Origin of the sequence: Streptomyces canus, assembly GCF_041435015.1 — a bacterium.
Lineage (GTDB): Bacteria > Actinomycetota > Actinomycetes > Streptomycetales > Streptomycetaceae > Streptomyces > Streptomyces canus_G.
The window spans coordinates 4,376,351-4,395,845 of sequence record NZ_CP107989.1 but is presented as its reverse complement, the minus strand read 5'-3'; the positions used below and the strand labels follow the sequence as shown (position 1 = coordinate 4,395,845).

General features: G+C 71.0%; 15 protein-coding genes. 5 read left to right on the top strand and 10 right to left on the bottom strand.

The genetic code is table 11. The annotated features are described in order from the left end of the window. Window position 1 precedes the first annotated feature (1 nt). The 3 genes from OG841_RS19765 (at window position 2) to recQ (ending at window position 5,457) form a co-directional block, all read left to right on the top strand. Window positions 2–1,573 carry an NADH-quinone oxidoreductase subunit M gene (locus tag OG841_RS19765; RefSeq protein ID WP_328640317.1) on the top strand — a complete coding sequence of 524 codons (1,572 nt, stop codon included), beginning with the start codon at window positions 2–4 and terminating at the stop codon, window positions 1,571–1,573. After that, complete coding sequence (gene nuoN / locus OG841_RS19760; protein WP_266560915.1) at window positions 1,570–3,219, top strand: NADH-quinone oxidoreductase subunit NuoN; 1,650 nt, start codon at window positions 1,570–1,572, stop codon at window positions 3,217–3,219. The genes OG841_RS19765 and nuoN overlap by 4 nt, the downstream gene beginning before the upstream one ends. A 231-nt stretch (window positions 3,220–3,450) precedes the next feature. Next, window positions 3,451–5,457 (top strand): DNA helicase RecQ, encoded by a 2,007-nt coding sequence (gene recQ / locus OG841_RS19755; RefSeq protein WP_328643622.1) that lies wholly within the window; start codon window positions 3,451–3,453, stop codon window positions 5,455–5,457. A 57-nt stretch (window positions 5,458–5,514) separates the two neighbouring features. Here recQ and OG841_RS19750 read toward each other — a convergent pair whose 3' ends face one another. The 8 genes from OG841_RS19750 to fahA form a co-directional block, all read right to left on the bottom strand. Beyond that, window positions 5,515–8,319, bottom strand: coding sequence for a fumarate reductase/succinate dehydrogenase flavoprotein subunit (locus tag OG841_RS19750; protein ID WP_371566309.1), 2,805 nt, complete (start codon window positions 8,317–8,319; stop codon window positions 5,515–5,517). Between the two features lie 11 nt (window positions 8,320–8,330). Then, a complete protein-coding gene (locus OG841_RS19745) occupies window positions 8,331–9,098 on the bottom strand; it encodes an ABC transporter ATP-binding protein (RefSeq protein ID WP_328640319.1) in 768 nt (255 codons plus the stop codon). Beyond that, a complete protein-coding gene (locus tag OG841_RS19740; RefSeq protein WP_328640320.1) occupies window positions 9,082–9,990 on the bottom strand; it encodes an ABC transporter permease in 909 nt (302 codons plus the stop codon). The genes OG841_RS19745 and OG841_RS19740 overlap by 17 nt, the downstream gene beginning before the upstream one ends. Further along, window positions 9,987–11,324: an ABC transporter substrate-binding protein gene (locus OG841_RS19735; protein ID WP_328640321.1), complete on the bottom strand. Its 1,338-nt coding sequence runs from the start codon at window positions 11,322–11,324 to the stop codon at window positions 9,987–9,989. The genes OG841_RS19740 and OG841_RS19735 overlap by 4 nt, the downstream gene beginning before the upstream one ends. A 16-nt stretch (window positions 11,325–11,340) precedes the next feature. Beyond that, window positions 11,341–11,568, bottom strand: coding sequence for a 4Fe-4S dicluster domain-containing protein (locus OG841_RS19730; protein ID WP_018568287.1), 228 nt, complete (start codon window positions 11,566–11,568; stop codon window positions 11,341–11,343). A 31-nt stretch (window positions 11,569–11,599) separates the two neighbouring features. After that, on the bottom strand, window positions 11,600–12,385 hold the full coding sequence (locus OG841_RS19725; RefSeq protein ID WP_328640322.1) for a GntR family transcriptional regulator: 786 nt from the start codon (window positions 12,383–12,385) through the stop codon (window positions 11,600–11,602). A 128-nt stretch (window positions 12,386–12,513) separates the two neighbouring features. After that, window positions 12,514–13,455 carry a M56 family metallopeptidase gene (locus OG841_RS19720; RefSeq protein ID WP_328640323.1) on the bottom strand — a complete coding sequence of 314 codons (942 nt, stop codon included), beginning with the start codon at window positions 13,453–13,455 and terminating at the stop codon, window positions 12,514–12,516. Window positions 13,456–13,609: 154 nt separating this feature from the next. Further along, entirely contained in the window at window positions 13,610–14,845 is a 1,236-nt protein-coding gene (fahA, locus tag OG841_RS19715; protein WP_328640324.1) for a fumarylacetoacetase, read from the bottom strand. Between the two features lie 247 nt (window positions 14,846–15,092). Between fahA and OG841_RS19710 the strand changes: the two genes are divergently transcribed. Together OG841_RS19710 and OG841_RS19705 are read left to right on the top strand one after the other, a co-directional pair. Then, window positions 15,093–16,331: a carboxylate--amine ligase gene (locus OG841_RS19710; protein WP_328640325.1), complete on the top strand. Its 1,239-nt coding sequence runs from the start codon at window positions 15,093–15,095 to the stop codon at window positions 16,329–16,331. A 47-nt stretch (window positions 16,332–16,378) separates the two neighbouring features. Further along, entirely contained in the window at window positions 16,379–17,581 is a 1,203-nt protein-coding gene (locus tag OG841_RS19705; RefSeq protein WP_328640326.1) for an FAD-dependent oxidoreductase, read from the top strand. Between the two features lie 51 nt (window positions 17,582–17,632). Here OG841_RS19705 and OG841_RS19700 read toward each other — a convergent pair whose 3' ends face one another. Both OG841_RS19700 and OG841_RS19695 read right to left on the bottom strand, forming a co-directional pair. Beyond that, entirely contained in the window at window positions 17,633–18,031 is a 399-nt protein-coding gene (locus tag OG841_RS19700; RefSeq protein ID WP_328640327.1) for a hypothetical protein, read from the bottom strand. Between the two features lie 124 nt (window positions 18,032–18,155). Beyond that, window positions 18,156–19,340: a glycoside hydrolase family 53 protein gene (locus tag OG841_RS19695; RefSeq protein WP_328640328.1), complete on the bottom strand. Its 1,185-nt coding sequence runs from the start codon at window positions 19,338–19,340 to the stop codon at window positions 18,156–18,158. Window positions 19,341–19,495 lie beyond the last annotated feature (155 nt).

Below are 19,495 nucleotides of genomic sequence, written 5' to 3'. Positions count from 1 at the left end.
GATGTCCTTTCCTCTGCTGACAGCGACGGCGGCGCTCCCGGCGATCGGGGCGATCGCCACGGCCGCCGTGCCGGCCGCGCGACGCACCGCAGCCAAATGGCTGGCGCTGCTCGTCTCCCTCGCCACACTCGCCCTCGCGATCGCCGTCCTGGTCCGCTTCGACCCGGACGGCGCCCGCTACCAACTCACCGAATCACACGCCTGGATCGCGGACTTCGGGGTCCGGTACGAACTGGGCGTGGACGGCATCGGAGTGGCGCTTCTCGCGCTGACCGCGCTGCTGATCCCGTTCATCATCCTGGCGGGCTGGCACGACGCCGACCCACTGGAGACCGGAAGCAAGCGGTGGCGGCCGACGCAGGGCTTCTTCGCCCTGATCCTGGCCGTCGAGGCGATGGTGATCATCTCCTTCGAGGCCACCGACGTCTTCCTCTTCTACATCTTCTTCGAAGCCATGCTCATCCCGATGTACTTCCTCATCGGCGGCTTCGGGGACCGTGCCCACGCGGGCTCCGACGAGAAGGCGGCGGCCCAACGCTCGTACGCCGCCGTGAAGTTCCTCCTCTACAACCTGGTCGGCGGCCTGATCATGCTGGCCGCGGTGATCGGCCTCTACGTGGTCGCCGGGAACTTCAGCCTCCAGGCGATCGCCGAAGCGCGTGCCAACGGCTCGCTCGACATGGCGACGAACACCGAACGCTGGCTGTTCCTCGGGTTCTTCTTCGCCTTCGCGGTGAAGGCGCCCCTGTGGCCGCTGCACACCTGGCTGCCCAACGCGATGGGGGAGGCCACCGCCCCGGTCGCCGTGCTCATCACGGCGGTCGTCGACAAGGTGGGCACCTTCGCGATGCTCCGCTTCTGCCTCCAGCTCTTCCCGGAGGCCAGCAAGTGGGCGACGCCAGTGATCCTGGTCCTGGCGGTGATCAGCATCATCTACGGGGCGCTGCTCGCGGTCGGCCAGCGGGACATCAAGCGGCTGGTGGCCTACGCGTCGATCTCGCACTTCGGCTTCATCATCATGGGCATCTTCGCCATGACCAGCCAGGGCCAGTCCGGCGCGACGCTCTACATGGTCAACCACGGGATCTCGACGGCCGCGCTGATGCTGGTGGCCGGCTTCCTGATCTCGCGGCGCGGCTCGCGCCTCATCGCCGACTACGGCGGTGTCCAGAAGGTCGCCCCGGTGCTCGCCGGCACCTTCCTGATCGGCGGCCTGGCGACCCTGTCCCTGCCGGGACTCGCGCCCTTCGTGAGTGAGTTCCTGGTCCTGGTCGGCACGTTCGCGCGTTACCCGGCGATCGGCATCATCGCGACGTTCGGCATCGTGCTCGCCGCGCTCTACACCCTCGTCCTCTACCAGCGGACGATGACGGGCCCGGTGAAGCCGGAGGTCTCCGCGATGCCCGACCTGCGCGCGCGTGAGCTCCTGGTCGTCGCCCCGCTGGTCGTCCTGTTGATCTTCCTGGGCGTCTACCCGAAGCCCGTCACGGACATCGTGAACCCGGCGGTGAAGTCGACCATGTCCGACGTACACAAGAAGGACCCCAAGCCCGAGGTGGAGGCGGCCAAGTGAGTGCGACAGCCGTCCACAGCCTGTGGACAACCGCGGCCGACCCGATCTCCAAGATCGACGCGCCGAAGATCGAATACGGGCAGTTGTCGCCCACCCTGATCATCCTGGGTGCGGCGATCATCGGAGTGCTGGTCGAGGCGTTCGTCCCGCGCAAGTCCCGTTACTACGCCCAGCTGTTCGTGTCCGTCGTAGCGCTGTGCGCCGCCTTCGCGGCGGTCGTCGCCCTCGCCTCCGACGGATACGCCACCACCAAGGCGGGCATCGCGGCGATGGGCGCGATCGCCGTCGACGGACCGGCCCTGTTCCTCCAGGGCACGATCCTGCTGGCGGGCCTGGTCGGCCTGTTCACCTTCGCCGAGCGCCGGCTCGACCCCGAGACCCACGGCAACCGCGTCGACTCATTCGCCGCGCAGGCCGCCTCCGTGCCGGGCAGTGACAGCGAGAAGGCCGCCGTGAAGGCCGGGTTCACCACCACCGAGGTGTTCCCGTTGCTGCTCTTCGCGGTCGCCGGCATGCTGATCTTCCCGGCGGCCAACGACCTGCTGACGCTGTTCGTGGCCCTGGAGGTCTTCTCGCTCCCGCTGTACCTGCTGTGCGCGCTGGCCCGCCGCAAGCGGCTCATGTCGCAGGAGGCCGCGGTCAAGTACTTCCTGCTGGGCTCGTTCGCCTCCGCGTTCACCCTGTTCGGCATCGCGCTGCTGTACGGCTACGCGGGCTCGGTGTCGTACGGCACCATCGCGAAGGTCGTCGACGGCACGATCACCACCGTGGACCCGGCGCTCGTGGACACCATGGGCAACGACGCGCTGCTGCTGATCGGCGCCGCGATGATCGTCATGGGCCTGCTGTTCAAGGTCGGCGCCGTCCCGTTCCACATGTGGACGCCGGACGTCTACCAGGGTGCGCCGACCCCGGTCACCGGCTTCATGGCGGCGGCGACCAAGGTGGCCGCGTTCGGCGCGCTGCTGCGCCTGCTGTACGTCGTCCTGCCGGGCCTGCGCTGGGACTGGCGGCCGGTGATGTGGGCCGTCGCGATCGTCACCATGCTCGGCGGTGCGATCGTCGCGATCACGCAGACCGACATCAAGCGGCTGCTGGCGTACTCGTCGATCGCGCACGCGGGATTCATCCTCGCGGGTGTCATCGCGACCACGCCGGACGGGGTGTCGTCGGTCCTCTTCTACCTGGCGGCGTACTCGTTCGTGACGATCGGCGCGTTCGCCGTGGTGACGCTCGTGCGCGACGCCGGTGGTGAGGCGACACACCTGTCCAAGTGGGCGGGCCTGGGCCGCCGATCGCCGCTGGTGGCCGCCGTGTTCGCGGTGTTCCTGCTGGCCTTCGCCGGTATTCCGCTGACCTCCGGCTTCGCCGGGAAGTTCGCCGTGTTCAAGGCGGCGGCGGAAGGCGGCGCGGCGCCGCTCGTCGTGGTCGGTGTGATCTCGTCCGCCATCGCCGCGTTCTTCTACATCCGGGTGATCGTGCTGATGTTCTTCAGCGAGCCGCGCCCGGAGGGACCGACGGTCGCCGTGCCGTCACCGCTGACGATGACGGCGATCGGGGTCGGCGTGGCCGTCACGCTGGTGCTAGGTGTGGCGCCGCAGTACTTCCTGGACCTGGCGAGCCAGGCGGGAGTGTTCGTGCGCTGATCCGCGGTGCCTGAACCGCGTTCACGCGGCGGGCCCCGGTTCCCTTCGAGGGAACCGGGGCCCGCCGCGTACGGGGCACCGGTCGTGGCCAGGGGCGGGCCTCGTATGACAGCGGCCGATCGAATGACCACGGAACGTCACAGGCCCGGCCTGTGGATAACTCCGACGCTGTCGGTCCCGGCACCTATCGTGGAGGCAGTGGTCGAGGGACGACGTACGGGGGACGGGACTATGGGCGGGATGGGCGGTATCAGCGAGATGCCAGGGATCACCGGGACACCGGACGCGAGCGACAGCGAGGCACTGGCCACGCTGCACCGGGTCTTCGGATACGACGCCTTCCGCGGTGAGCAGGAAGAGATCATCGAGCATGTGGTGGCCGGCGGCGACGCCGTCGTGCTCATGCCGACCGGCGGCGGCAAGTCGCTGTGCTACCAGATTCCGTCCCTGGTCAGACCCGGCACGGGCATCGTCGTCTCACCGCTCATCGCGCTGATGCAGGACCAGGTGAACGCGCTCAGGGCGCTCGGCGTGCGCGCCGGGTTCATGAACTCCACGCAGGACTTCGACGAGCGCCGCGTGGTGGAGGCCGAGTTCCTGGCCGGAGAGCTGGATCTGCTCTACCTCGCGCCGGAGCGGCTGAGGCTGGACGCCACCCAGGACCTGCTCTCCCGCGGCAAGATCGCCGTCTTCGCCATCGACGAGGCGCACTGCGTCTCACAGTGGGGCCACGACTTCCGTCCCGACTATCTGATGCTGTCCGTGCTCGGCGAGCGCTGGCCCGACGTCCCGCGGATCGCGCTCACCGCGACGGCCACGCGTGCCACGCACGACGAGATCACCCAGCGGCTGAACATGCCGACGGCCCGGCACTTCGAGGCGAGCTTCGACCGGCCCAACATCCAGTACCGGATCGTGCCGAAGGCCGACCCCAAGAAGCAGCTGCTGGCCTTCCTGCGCGAGGAGCACGCGGGCGACGCGGGCATCGTGTACTGCCTCTCCCGCAAGTCGGTGGAGGCCACGGCCGAGTTCCTCTCCCGCAACGGCATCGAGGCGGTCCCGTACCACGCGGGCCTGGACGGGGGCACCCGCGCCGCACACCAGTCCCGCTTCCTGCGCGAGGACGGCCTGGTCGTGGTGGCGACCATCGCCTTCGGCATGGGCATCGACAAGCCGGACGTCCGCTTCGTCGCCCACCTCGACCTGCCCAAGTCGGTCGAGGGCTACTACCAGGAGACGGGCCGCGCGGGCCGTGACGGACTGGCGTCCACGGCCTGGATGGCCTATGGCCTCAACGACGTCATCCAGCAGCGCAAGATGATCCAGTCGAGCGAGGGCGACGAGGCGTTCCGGCGCCGGGCCGCCGCCCACCTGGACTCGATGCTCGCGCTGTGCGAGACCGCCCAGTGCAGGCGCGGACAGCTCCTGAACTACTTCGGCCAGGAACCGGAGCCGACGGGCTGCGGCAACTGCGACACCTGCCTCACACCGCCGGAGACCTGGGACGGCACGGTCGCGGCCCAGAAGGTGCTCTCGACGGTGGTGCGGCTGCAGCGGGAGCGCGGGCAGAAGTTCGGGGCGGTGCAGATCGTCGACATCCTGCTCGGCAAGCGCACCGCCAAGGTCATCCAGTTCGACCACGACCAGCTGTCGGTGTTCGGCATCGGCGAGGAGCTCTCCGAGGGCGAATGGCGAGGGGTCGTACGGCAGTTGCTGGCCCAGGGGCTGCTCGCGGTCGAAGGCGACTACGGCACGCTGGTGCTGACCGAGGCGAGCGGTGCGGTGCTGCGGCGGGAGCGGGACGTGCCGCTGCGCAAGGAACCGAAGAAGCCGGTGACCGCCAAGACGGGCTCTTCGTCCTCTTCCGGTCGGGGCAAGGCCAAGGCCGTGGTGGCCGAGCTGCCCGAGGCGCTGGTGCCGGCGTTCGAGGCACTGCGGGCCTGGCGCGCCGAGCAGGCCCGTGAGCAGGGCGTCCCGGCGTACGTCATCTTCCACGACGCCACGCTCAGGGAGATCGTCACAGTGTGGCCCACGTCCGTGACGCAGCTCGGAAGCGTCGGCGGGGTCGGTGAGAAGAAGCTCGTGACGTACGGGGAGGGTGTGATCGAGGTGCTCGCCGGGCTGGCCGACGGCGGTGCGGCCGCGAAGACACCGGACCAGGCCGGTGACGCGGATCCCGGCGCGGACCACTGGCCCGAGATGGACGCCGAGCCGGCGCCCGAGGACGACTGGATATAGCCGCCGCCGGGCGCCGGCGCGGGGGCGACGGCTGTGTCGCGCGGGTCTTACGTCACCTCACAAGGCCCGCGCCGCATACGCCCTGACGTCCGCGTCCGAGTCCGTCGTCGCCGTGGCCAGGGCCGCGCGGGCGTCGGCGGTGCTCGTGTGCCGGGTCAGGGCGAGGACGGCGGCCTTGCGGACGTCGGCGTTCGGGTCGGCGAGGGCCTTGGCGAGGGCGGGGACGGCCACGTCGGGATCGGCGGCGGACAGTGCCGTCGCGGCACCCGACCGGACCTGCCAGGCGGCGGCCGACAGGGCGGCGACGGCGCGGGTGGCGAGGGGGGCGGGGCAGCCGGTGGTGCCGAGCGCTCCGTAGGCGGCCCCCCGTACCAGGGCGTCGGTGTCCTCGGTGAGACGGGTCAAGGCGTCGAGAACGACATCGAGGGGGCGTTCCGCCGACACCGTCGCCAGCGCCTTGGCGATCGTCACACGGACCTCGCGGGAGGGGTCGGTGGTCGCCGCCTGGGCGAGTTCCACGGCGGCGTCCACGGAGACGAGGGCGCGGACGGCCTCGATACGCACGGCGATGTCCGAGTCGGTGAGGGCCCCGGCGAACAGTTCCGTGTCGCCCAGGCGCAGGGCACGCAGCACGTCCAGGGCGGCGGCGCGGACGACCGGGTCGGACTCGGCCAGGGCGGCGGCGAGACCCTCGCGGAGGGCGGGCTCGGGCGGGAGAGTCTCGACGAGTTCGCGCAGGGACGCGGCCGCGGCGGCGCGGACACCGGGGTCGAGGTCGGTGAGGGCCTTGGCGAGGACCGGTCCGGTCCCCGGTGGCGCGGTCTCCGTCAGGACGGTGACGGCCGTACGGCGGACAGCGGGCTCGGGATCGGACAAGTAGGTGCGGACGACGGCGAGTTCGGGTTCCTGCTCGGCGAGGGCGAGGAGCTCGAGCAGACGGGGTGAGACCGGGGCGGAAGAGACCGGGGCGGGTGAGACCGGGGTGTCCGTCACGGTGTCGGCACCGGCACGGTCGGCGGCCGTGTCGCTCGTGGCACCGAACTGCCCGACGGCGACCGGGGCCACCTCCCGCGCCCCCGCCGTCGCCACCACCTCGGCGTGCACCTCGCCGAGGTGCCGGGAGGGGCCGCCGACGGGCGTGAACTCGTCGATCGGGACCAGATAGGGAGCCACGGGACGGGCCGTGAACTCCATCGCACCGGAGGGGGACTTGTGCAGGTCGAGGTGGTGGAACCAGGAGGCGTCGTCGCGATGGGGGTGGTCGAGGCGGTCGTGGTAGAGACCCCAGCGGGACTCCGTGCGGGCGAGGGAGGCACGCGCGGCCATCTCGGCGCAGTCGCGGATGAAGGAGACCTCGGCGCAGCGCATCAGCTCGTGCGCGGTGCGGGCGCCCATCGAGGCGATGTCGGTGCGCATCCGCTCGAAGGACTCCAGGGCCAGCGACAGCCGCGCCCCCGACTTGGGCGGGGCCACGTAGTCGTTCACGAAGCGACGGAGCTTGTACTCGACCTGTGGCTGCGGCGGGCCGTCCGGGTTGCGCAGCGGGCGGTAGATCAGTTCGTGCGCCTCGCGGAGCTGGTCGAGCGGCAACTCCCCTTCGTACGGCGCGTACTGGGAGGCGTCCGCGCCCGCCAGGTCACCGAAGACGAACGCACCGATCATGTAGTTGTGCGGGACGCAGGCCAGGTCGCCGGCGGCGTAGAGGCGGGGGACGGTCGTACGGGCGTGGTCGTCGACGCGGACACCGGAGGCGGAGTGGCCGCCGCACAGGCCGATCTCGGAGATGTACATCTCGATGTCGTGGGTGCGGTAGTCGTGACCGCGGCCCTCGTGGAACGTGCCTCGCGTGGGCCGTTCCGTGGAGTGCAGGATCGACTCCAGGGACGAGATCGACTCCTCGGGCAGGTGGCTCAGCTTCAGGTACACCGGCCCCCGGTCGGAGGCGACCTCCGCCGCGAACTCGGCCATCATCTGGCCGGACCAGTAGTCGGAGTCGACGAAGCGCTCGCCGTGCCGGTTGACCTGGTAGCCGCCGAAGGGGTTGGCGACATAGGCGCAGGCGGGCCCGTTGTAGTCCTTGATCAGCGGGTTGATCTGGAAGCACTCGATGCCGGTGAGCTCGGCGCCCGCGTGGTAGGCCATGGCGTAGCCGTCGCCCGCGTTGGTCGGGTTCTCGTAGGTGCCGTACAGGTAGCCGGAGGCGGGCAGGCCCAGGCGGCCGCAGGCGCCGGTCGCCAGGATCACCGCGCCCGCGCGGACCGTGACGAACGCGCCCGTACGCGTGTTGAAGCCGACCGCGCCCACCGCACGCCCGTCCGCGGGAGCGGTCAGCACCCGCACCGGCATCACCCGGTTCTCGATGCGGATCCGCTCCCGCATCTCGCGCCGCCGCAGCTGCCGGTACAGGACCTTCTTGACGTCCTTGCCCTCCGGCATCGGCAGCACGTACGAACCGGAGCGATGGACCTGGCGCACCGCGTAGTCGCCGTGCTCGTCCTTCTCGAACTTCACGCCGTACGACTCCAGACGCTGCACCATCCCGAAGCCGCGGGTGGCGGTCTGGCGGACGGTGGACTGGTCGACGATGCCGTCGTTGGCGCGGGTGATCTCGGCGACGTAGTCGTCCGGTTCGGCGCGGCCGGGGATGACCGCGTTGTTGACGCCGTCCATGCCCATGGCGAGGGCACCGGAGTGCCGGACGTGGGCCTTCTCCAGCAGGATGACGTCCGCGCCGTGCTCGGCGGCGGTCAGGGCCGCCATGGTGCCGGCGGTGCCGCCGCCGATGACAAGGACGTCGCAGGTGAGTTCCTCGGCGTCGGTGAGCGCGGGGATCTCCAGGGGCGGGTTCACGGAGGTGGTCACCGGGGGGCCTTTCAGGTACCGAGCGAGGAGAGGACGTCGCGCCGCAGCGCCAGGCGTGCCGGGTCGTCGTGCGCCGTGCGGTCACGCGGGCGGGGCACGTCGCGTACGGCGGTCAGGCGGCCGGAGCCGATGAGCGCGACCCGGTCGCCCAGGAAGAGGGCCTCGTCCACGTCGTGGGTGACGAAGACGACGGTGGCCCCGGTGCCCCGCAGCACCTCGACGAGGAGGTCCTGCATTCCGGCGCGGGTCTGGGCGTCCAGGGCGCCGAAGGGTTCGTCCATGAGGACGGCGCGCGGCGCTCCCGCGAGGGCGCGGGCCAGCTGGGCGCGCTGGCGTTGTCCGCCGGAGACGCGGTGCGGCAACTGCGTGGCGTGGTCGGCGAGTCCGACGCGCTCCAGCCACGCCTCCGCCTGCCGCCTGCGCTCCGCACGCGGTACCCCCTGGATGGCGAGGGGGAGTTCGACGTTGGCGCGCAGGGTGCGCCAGGGCAGGAGGGCGTCCTCCTGGAAGATCAGGGCGCGGTCGGCTGCGGGGCCCGTCAGGGGGTGTCCGTCCTGGCTGACCTCCCCGGCAAGCGGCGACAACAGTCCGGCCAGCGTGCGCAGCAGCGTCGACTTGCCGCAGCCGGAGGGCCCGACGAGCGTCAGGATCTCGCCGGGAGCCACCACGAGGTCCACTCCGTCGAGCACGGGCACGTCGGGACGCCCGAGGGCGGCGCCGCGCAGCGCCAGTGCCGCGCCGGTGCGGGCGGGCGAACGGACGTCAGACGAGCTGGTCATGGGGCACGCCCTCCTGGGTCGTGGGGCTCGCCGGCACGGCGGCCACGGCACGGTTCACCCGTCGCGGAGTCCGGCCGGCGGCGACGTACGACGTCCTCGGCAGCCATCGCGTCAGGCGGCGCCCCAGGAGTTCCACGGCCGTGGAGGTGAGCCAGCCGAGGACGCCGATGGTGACCATGCCGACGAAGACGCCCGCGTAGTTGACGACGGTGTAGTCCTGCCAGGTGCGGTAGCCGACGCCGTACTGGCCGGAGATCATCTCGGCGGAGATCACACAGATCCACGACACGCCGATGCCGACGGACAGGCCGCCGAAGATGCCGGGCAGGGCGCCCGGCAGGACGACCGAGGCGAGGATCCGCCACCGGCCGCCGCCCATGGTCAGCACCGCCTCCTCCCACCCCGGGGTCAGCGCCCGGACCGCGTGCCGGGTGGAGACCAGGACGGGGAAGAAGGCGGCGGTGAAGGTGATGAAGACGATGCCCTGTTCGTTGGAGGGGAACAGCAGGATCGCGACGGGGACCAGGGCGATCGCCGGGATCGGGCGGACGACCTCCAGGACCGGGCCGAGCAGGTCCTCGGCGAGGCGGGAGCGCGCCACGAGCACGCCCACCGCCACACCGAGCACGGCGGCCAGCAGGAAACCGGTGAGGATGCGGGTGAGGCTGTCGGTGAGGTCCGTCCAGTAGTCCGGGCCGGACAGCCGGTCGGCGAAGGTGCGGGCCACGTCGGCGACGGTGGGGAACTGCGAGAAGCGCAGCCACAGGTCGATGTCGAGACTGGTCAGCAGCTGCCACACGCCGAGGGCGAGCGCGAGCGAGGCCGCCCGCAGCGCGTACCGGCCGAGCCGGGGCACCCCCCGGCCCCGGCTCGCGCGCTCCTTCCCGCTCACGACGCCTGCTCCAGGGCCTCGGCGTACGTGACGACCCGGGCGCCGCCGTGCGCGGAGACGTAGGCCTGGGCGGTCTCCGGGGCGACGAAGGGCAGCAGTTCGTCGCCGTCGGCCACCCAGACCGCCTTGTCGGCGAACCAGAGGGTGCCGGTGGTGGCGTCGGGGACGTACGCGGCGCGGATGCCGTCCTTGTGCGCGGAGACGTACGCGAGAAGTTCGGCGGGCGTCTTGAAGCTCTGCGTCCTGGAGGCGCCCTTGGGCCAGACCTCGCTCGCGGAAGCGGACGGCTTCAGGGCGAGGCGGCCCGCGTAGCCGGACCCGAGGGCTTTTTTGACGTACTGGTCGTCGACGAAGGAGTCCACGTCCACGTCTCCGGTCAGCTTGGCCGCCTTCAGGACCGAGACGTCCTGCTTCAGGGCGGAGACCAGCTGGGGTTTGATCGCCGGGTCGAAGGTGGCGATGCCGTGGGCACCGTTGTAGAGGTAGACGACCTCTGCGGGCAGGCCGGTGGCCTTGGCGACCGACTCGGCGGCGGCGACCGGGTGGGTGTTGAGGTAGTCGGTGGCCTCGGCCTGGGCTTTGAGGAACGCCTCCAGGACCGTCGGCCGCTGCTTCGCGAAGTCCTCGCGGGCGGTGACGCCGTGGAAGGTGGGGAGGTCGAGCTCGGCACCATCGTAGAGCGCCTTCGCCTTGCCCTGGTAGGTGAGCAGACCGGGCCAGGCGACGAACTGTGACAGGGCGTCCGCGCTGCCCGCCGACAGGGCCGAAGCACCCACCGCGGGCTGCTGGTTGAGCTTCTCGATGCCCTTGTCGGGGTCGATGCCGGCGCGCTGGAGGGCCCGTACGAGGGTGCCGTCGGCGGCGGAGCCGACGCTGGTGGAGACCTTCCTGCCCTTCAGATCGCCGAGGGAGGCCAGTTTCGAGTTCGGGGAGGTGACGATCGTGTTGAGACCGCCGCGCAGGTTGTAGCCGGTGACCGAGACCAGGCGGGTGGGCTTGCCGAGCTGCTTGCCGCGGGCCGCGTTGATGAGGAGCGGGAAGTCGCCCATCGAGCCGATGTCGATCTTCCCGGCGGTCATCTGGGCGGTGATGGGGGCGCCGGTGGCGTAGTCCTGCCAGTCGACCTTGTAGGTGTGGCCGTCGTGGAGGGAGTTGAGCTGCTTCTCGAAGGAGCCGAGCGAGCGAAGCAGCGTTCCGGCCGTGACCGTGTTGATGGTCTTGGACTGGTAGCCGACGGTGACGGTGACCGTGGAACTGTCGCCCGCCTGGGCGCTGCCGCAGGCCGTCAGCGGCGCGAACAGCAGCAGTGCGGCGACAACCGGTTTGTGTTTCATGGGAGTTCAGGGCCTCTCACCGGAGCAGATAGGGCATGTTGACCGTGACGGCTCCGGTGGGACAGCGGGCCGCGCACGGGCCGCAGTACCAGCACTCGTCGACGTGCATGTAGGCCTTGCCGCTGCTGGTGTCGATGGCCAGGGAGTCCAGCGGGCACATGTCCACGCAGAGCGTGCAGCCGTCGATGCACTTCGACTCGTCGATGGTCACGGGCACGTCGGCCCGCTGGGGCGCCAAGGGCATGGCTGTCTCCAGGAAACGGCTCGGAAAGAGGTCAGAGGGAGCGGTGCAGCAGACCGCTCATCGTGATGCGGTCGCCGCGGAAGCGGATGAACTCCAGGTCGACGGGGCGGCCGTCGGCGAGGTGGGTGAGGCGTTCCAGCATCAGGACGGCCGCGCCGCGCGGGGCTTCCAGTACGGCGGCGGAGTGGGCGTCCGCGTTCACCGCCTCCAGAGTGATCTCGGCGTGGCCGAGGCCCTGGCCGGTGATCGTCTCCAGGAGGCGGAAGACGTCGGTGTTCTCCAGGTCGGCGCCGAGCAGGGCGGTGCCGATGTCGAGGGGGATGTAGGTGAGGTCGAGGGAGAGGGGGAGGCCGTTCAGGCGGCGCAGACGTTCGATGTAGAGGACGTCGGTGCCGGGGGCGATTCGGAGGCGCTGGGCCACCGGGTGGGGCGCGGGGGCCGGGCCCATGGTGCGGACCTCGTTGGTGACCGTGCCGTGCTCGTGCAGGGTTTCCGCGAGGCCCATCAGACGGTCCAGGCCATGGGGGTACTTCTGGCCCACGACCACGGTGCCGACGCCGGGGAGGCGTTGGACCAGGCCTTCGGCGCGGAGCAGGTCCAGGGCTTGGCGGACCGTGTTGCGGGAGGCGCGGTAGTCGGTGGCGAGGATCGTCTCGTGCGGGAGGGTGCCGTCCTCGAAGCCGCCGGTCAGGAGCTGGTGGCGCAGGAGGTCGGCGAGTTGTCGTGCCTGGTCCGCACGCAGCCGGCGCCGGGCGCGGGCGGCGACGGTGGTCGCGCCTTGGCCGGCGTGGTCCCGGATGCGGTCGGTGGGTGGCATGGCTGGAACCATACCGAGCTGGTAGGAAAAGCAGTGTTGCCGGATTGTTGCGCCACCTGACGGTGTGACGGTTTGGTGGCTGACCTGCGGTTTCTGTGGCTGCGGGGTGACATGTGCCACCTGACCCACTACACCAGCGCCGACAACCCCGGTCCGAAGACGATCAGCAGGGGCAGCAACGGCACCAGCGCCGCCGTCGCAGACGTAAGCGCCCGCTGTCGGCGCAGCAACCGCGGCGGCGGCTCCAGCAGACGGTCCACCCGCTCACCCAGCAACCGGTGACTGGAGGAGCACGACAGCACGCCCCGATGCTGGTTCAGCTCGATCAGCGCCAACGCCGTCGTCAAGTGACCGCACCGCCGCGACGCCGTGTCGTCCGCCGCCAGTTCCACCAAGCGGTGCGTCTGGTCGCAGAAGTGGGCGAAGAGCGGCACCCGGGGAAAACCCGTGGCCAGCGCGGTCGACAGATGGAGCAGCCAGTCGTGGCGGGCCCGCGCATGCCCGCGCTCGTGGGTGAGGACGGCGTCCAGTTGGTGATCGGTCAGCCGGTGCAGCGCACCGGTCGTCACGATCAGCTGCGGCGGATTGCCCGGCATCCACCAGGCATCCGGATACTCGTCCTCCAGCACCAGCAGTGGACCGCGCGCGACAGCGCCCAGCCCGGCCGGCAGATCCGGCGCCCGCTCCCGCAGATGCTCACGGGCGAGCCCCTGGCGCCGACGGGCCTCGACCAGTTCACGGGCCAGCATCGCCGTGGTCCACGCGGCCCCGCCCGCCAGCAGCAGGGTCAGGGCGACCGCCCAGACCGGCGCCGCCGAGAGGTCGTACGCCGCGGTCACGGCCGGCGGCGCCGGGGCGAACACATGGTCGCGGACCGTGTGGAAGACCGCCGCCGCCCCCAGCACCAGCGCCGTCAGGCAGCACAGCAGCACCGTGGCGACCAGGCACTGCCACACCCACAGCCCGACCACCGGTTCCCGTTCGGGCCACGCGGACCGGGTGAGCGCACGCGGCACCGGCACGGCGGCCGCTACGGCGACGGTGCTCAGCAGGAGCAGGCAGAGAGTCATGCCACGGGCTCCGCATCCTGATCGGAGACAGGGAAGGTGGGGCTGGGTGGTGAGGTGCTGCGGGGCGGTCGGTACGTCGTCCCACGTATGCCGCCCGCCGCCAGTATGCCGTGAGCGGACGCCCTGCGGCAGGACTCGAACAGCACCGGACGCCTCACACCACCCGGGGCACCACGCGTCCCGCCACTTCCCCCAGCCCCACTCGGACCCCGCCCGGACCGGGAGCCCACGCCGACAGCGTCACGAGGTCCCCGTCCTCCAGGAACGTCCGCTTCCCGTCGGGGAGTTCGAGCGCGTCCCGGCCGTTCCAGGTCAGCTCCAGCAGCGACCCCCGCTCGCCCGCCGAGGGCCCGCTCACCGTTCCCGAGCCGTACAGGTCACCCGTCCTCAGCGACGCCCCGTTCACCGTCATGTGAGCCAACTGCTGGGCCGCCGTCCAGTACATGGTGGAGAACGGCGGCTCCGACACCACGTGGCCGTTGACCGCGACGGAGATCCGCAGGTCGTAACCGCCCGGTTCCACGTCGGAAGCGGTGTCGTCCAGATACGGCAGCAGCTCGTGCGTCCGCTCCGGCGGTGCCACCCGCGCCTCCTCCAGCGCGTCCAGCGGGGTGATCCACGCCGACACCGACGTGGCGAAGGACTTGCCGAGGAACGGGCCGAGAGGGACGTACTCCCAGGCCTGGATGTCCCGCGCGGACCAGTCGTTGAGCAGGCACAGCCCGAAGACGTGCTCCCGGAAGTCGCCGAGCGCGACCGGCCGGCCCAGCTCCGAGGGCGTCCCGACCACGAAACCGACCTCCGCCTCGATGTCGAGCCGCACGGACGGCCCGAAGACGGGAGAGGCGTCGGAGGGGGCCTTCCGCTGCCCCGACGGCCGTACGACATCCGTCCCCGACACCACCACCGTGCCCGCGCGCCCGTGGTACCCGATCGGCAGGTGCTTCCAGTTGGGGGTCAGGGAGTCGGCGGCGTCGGGCCGGAACATCTGGCCGACGTTGCGCGCGTGGTTCTCGGAGGCGTAGAAGTCGACGTAGTCCGCGACCTCGAAGGGGAGATGGAGGTCGACCGACGACAGCGGGTGGAAGAACCCCGCGACGGCCTCCTGGTGCGCCGGCACGGTCACCCACGCGGTGAGCGCCCGCCGCACGTCCGACCAGGCCGTGCGGCCGGCGGCGAGGAGCGGGCCCAGGGAGGGCCGGGCGAGCAGGGAGACGTACGGGGAACCGAGGGCGGCGGCCGCCGCGCCCGCGTCGAGGACGTGGTCACCGAGGCGGACGCCGACGGTCCGGTCGGACGAACCCGGCGGCGAGAACACTCCGTACGGAAGGTTGTGCGGGCCGAAGGGGTCGCCCTCGGGCACGTCGAAGGGGACATCGAAGGGGGGCATGAGGTGCTGCCTCACTCTCGCGCATGCCGTGCGGTGCAGGTGGTCGCGGCACACGTTACGTCCGAGTCGCCTGTCGCGGCAGTGCCTCCAGGGACAGCAAGGTGACTAAAGAGTTCGCAATGTCCTGTTACGGGACACTCGGAGGCTTCCATTCCGGCTTAGCGTCCTTTGCGAGTACGGACGGGATGGGTGGGGTCGCGTCCGTTGGGGGACGCGTGGGGGGACCGTGGCCAGGAGCGCGAGCAATGTGCCATTCGAGGCCGATCGTGAGGTACCGGCCCTGATCGTCAAGTTCGGCGACTACCCGCTGCACCACGGCGGAGTCGGCGCGATCCGCACTCTGGGCCGCCTCGGCGTGCCCATGTACGCCATCACGGAGGACCGCTACACGCCCGCGGCCGCCTCCCGGTACCTCACCCGCGCGTTCGTCTGGCCGACGACCGGCACCGAGGACCCGGGCCGGCTGATCGAGGGACTGATCCGGATCGGGCGCCGCATCGGCCGCCCCGCCGTGCTGGTACCGACCGACGAGGAGGCGGCGGTTCTGATCGCCGAGCATCAGAGCGACCTCCTCGGCCGTTTCCTCTTCCCGCGCGTGGAGCCCGGCCTGCCCCGCCGGCTGGCCAGCAAACAGGGCCTGCACGAACTGTGCGTGGAACACGGGATCGCGAGCCCGGAGGCCTCCTTCCCGCAGTCGTACGACGACATCGTGGACTTCGCCGAGAAGGCCCGTTTCCCGGTGGTGGCCAAGAACCGCGAGGCGTTCGTACGGCGCCGGCGGCCCGCGGTGAACGGCACCACGCGCATCGCCACCCGTGAAGGGCTGCTCGCCCTCGCCCGTGACTGGGGTGAGCGGCCCGGGGTGATCCTCCAGGAGTACCTGCCGCGAGAGGAGGCCGAGGACTGGATCGTGCACGCCTACTTCGACCGCAACTCCACACCGCTGGCCCTGTTCACCGGCGTCAAGGTGCGTTCCTGGCCGCCGCACGCGGGCATGACGGCCAACGCGTACGTCGTCGACAACCCGGAACTCGCGGACCTCGCCGCACGTTTCATCAAACAGATCGGCTACACCGGCATCATCGACCTCGACCTGCGCTTCGACCGGCGCGACGGTCAGTACAAACTGCTGGACTTCAATCCACGCATGGGCGCCCAGTTCCGGCTCTTCGAGAGCGAGTCGGCGGTGGACGTCGTCCGCGCCATGCACCTGGACCTGACCGGACGTGCCGTTCCGGAGGGGGAACAGCGGGCGGGCCACCGCTATGTCGTGGAGAACATCGACCTGCCCGCCCTGCTCGCCTACCGCCGCAGCGGCTATACGACACCGCACGCGCCGAAGCGGCCCAGCGGGACCGAGCTGGCCTGGTTCGCGGGTGACGACCCGCTGCCGTTCCTCACGATGCTCGGGCGCTTCGTGCGGCCGGGCGCCAAGCATCTCCACCAGCTGTGGCGGGCCAACCGCCGCGGCAGCGCGACCAGCTGAACAGCTCCACCACGAAGTGACGAAGTGACGTCCTGGGGAGGGACTTCGTGATCCATCCGGTAGCAGTCATCGGCGCTGGGCCGTTCGGCCTGTCGACCGCCGCCCATCTGCGGGCGCGCGGCATACCCGTGCGCGTCTTCGGCGACCCCATGGTCAGCTGGCGCGACCACATGCCCGCGGGGATGCTCCTCAAGTCCACCCCGGCCGCCTCCAGCCTCGACGCGCCCCAGCCCGGGCACACCCTCGTCGACTACTGCGACGCCGCCGGGATCCCCCGGCTGGTGACGGACGAGGACATCGTCCCCGTGGAGACCTTCATCGCGTACGGCCAGTGGTTCCAGCAGAAGCTGGTGCCCGAGCTGGAGCAGGTGCGGGTGGTGTCCGTGGACCGGAGCGAGCAGGGGGGTTTCCAGCTCAAGCTCGACTCGGGGGAGTCGTTCACCGCGCGGGCTGTCGTCGTCGCCACCGGTCTGTCGGGCCTCTCCCACCTGCCCCCGGAGCTGGCCGCCGCCGCACCCGACGGACCCGCCCCGACCGGCCCGGTCTCCCACAGCTCCCAGCACCACGACCTCACCCGCTACTCCGGCAAGGAGCTGATCGTCGTCGGCGCCGGCCAGTCGGCGCTGGAGACGGCCGCCCTGGCGGCGGAGGCGGGCGCGCAGGTCAGGGTGGTCGCCCGCGGCCGCGGCAGCGTGGCCTTCGGCGCACCGCCGTGGCAGCAGCCCAGGCTGCGCCCCGAGTCGCCCTTCGGCCGGGCCTGGTCGCTGTGGGCCCTGACCTACTACCCGCACCCCTACCGCCACCTCCCGGCCGGCACCCGCCACTTCCTGGTCCGACGGGTCCTCGGTCCGCTCGGCGCGTGGTGGCTGCGCGACCGCTTCGAGGGGAAGGTGCGGGTCACCGAGGTGGACCGCATCCTCACGGCGGACACATCGGAGGGACACCCCAGCCTGGAGGTCCTCACCGGCACCGGGACCATGGACCGCCTCGCCGCCGACCACGTCATCGCGGCCACCGGCTACCGCGTCGACCTCGCCGCGATGGACTTCCTCGGGCATGAACTGCGCACCGCGCTCGCCGTCAGCCGGGGCACGCCCAGGCTCGGCGCCGGATATGTCTCCTCCGTACCGGGCCTGTACTTCACCGGCCTGCCGGCGGCGGCGTCCTACGGCCCGGTGATGCGCTTCGTGTGCGGCACCGAATTCGCCTCCCCGAGGCTCGCCCGCCACCTGGCGGCGGCCCACGGGTAGCTCACGAGGGCAGACGATCGCCCCGCACCTGGCGGCGGCCCACGGCCGGCCTCACGACGTGCAGACGTCCTTCAGCCGGTCGGCCGCCGCGTCGATCCTGCCGGTGTCCGGGTGGGTGTCTCCGTCGAGGACGGACTTGTTGTAGTCCTCGATCGCCTGGTCGAGGTCCTTGACGGCCTGGTCGACCTTGCCGCCGGCCGCGTCGTCCCGGGCCTTGTTGATCTCGTCGACGTTCTTGTCGATCGTGGCGATGGATGCGGCGGTCTTCGAGGGGTCGTTCACCGCGTCCCAGCCGGCCTCGTGGATGGCCTTGACGCTGTCGGCGATCGTGTCGGCGTTCGACACGCAGTCCAGGGAGTTGTCCACGTCCTCGGGGTCGCAGCCGGTGGAGAGGACGGCGGTGAGGGCGACGGCGGTCAGGGCGGTGGCGATGGTGAGGCAACGGCGCATGGCAGTGGCCAACCCTTTCTCGGGGCGGGATTCGATGCCGTCCACGATTCCGTCGCCCGCCCACCGCCACGAGGGAGCTGCCCGGCGTATGCGGGGTGTAGCCCACTCCACCTGGCGGCGCGTCCTACGACCGGTAGCGCCCCAGCGTCCGCAGCCCCGGCAGCGCCCGGTCCTGGAAGTCGAACAGCGCCAGGTTCTCCCACGCGTTGCCCGAGGAGGGGTCCGTCGGGTCCCAGCCGCTGCCCGCGCGGTAGGTCCACAGGCCCTCCCAGCAGCAGTAGCCCAGTCCCTGCCCGTCCGGTACACCGGCCGCGAGGTCGGCCACCGCGCGCAGCCACGCGGCCTGGCCCGCAGGCGTGGCGGGGAAGCCCTCGGTCAGCTGTGAGGGGTCGTTCAGGATGTCGTTGACGTCGTCCTCGCTCTCCAGCGTGAACGGGTACGCCGTCTCGGCTATCACGCACGGCTTGCCGTAACGCGCGGTGATGTCCGCCATATTGGCGGCCACGTCGGCCATCGGGCCGTGCCAGAACGGGTAGTAGGAGAGCCCGATGATGTCGAAGTCGACGCCGTACGCCACCATGTTGTCGAACCACCAGCGGTACAGCCCGTTGTCGCCGCCGTTCGCCAGGTGCAGGATCGTGCGGATCCGCGGGGTGGTGTCGCGGGCCGCGCTCAGACCGGCCTTGAGCAAGGCGGTCATGGTGTCGAAGTGCTCCCAGTTGCCCTCGGGCCAGATCAGACCGCCGTTCAACTCGTTGCCGATCTGCACGAGTTGAGCCGGGGTGCCCTGCCGCTTCAGCGCTCCCAGGACGTCGGCCGTGTGGTCGTACACCGCGCGCGTCAGGCCCGCCACGTCCAGGTCCGCCCAGGCGGCGGGCTTGGTCTGGTGGGCGGGGTCGGCCCAGCTGTCCGAGTAGTGGAAGTCGATCCAGATGCCGACCCCGGCCCGCTCGAGGCGACGGGCGAGCGGCAGGATGTGCGCCTTGTTGTTGTAGCCGTCGGCCGGGTTCACCCACACCTTGAGGCGGGCGTGGGTGACGCCGGCCCGGGCGAGCAGGCGGACCGGGTCCTCGCGGCGGCCGTCGGCCGTGCGGTACACGGCGCCGTGGTCCTCGTTCTTCGGCAGCGAGGAGATGTCCACGCCCCGGATCTTCAGGCGACGGCCGCCGGAAGAGCCGGAAGAGCCGGAAGAGCCGGAAGAGCCGGAAGAGCGGGACACGCCGGGAGCGGCGACGGCCTGGGTCGCCCCCAGCGCCGGAACGGCCAGCGCGGCGGCTCCGGCAGCGGTGAGAACACTGCGTCTGCGCATGTCAAAGGGTCCTTTCGCGGACGGTCACGGGGATACCGGCTCTGCGGTGACGTCGGCGGCCGGGGGAGGGCCGGGGAGCGGGGCGAGGGGAGTCGGCGTAACGCCTGACGATCACAGAAAACCCTCATTTTCTGTGATCGTGCACAGCTCCCCTC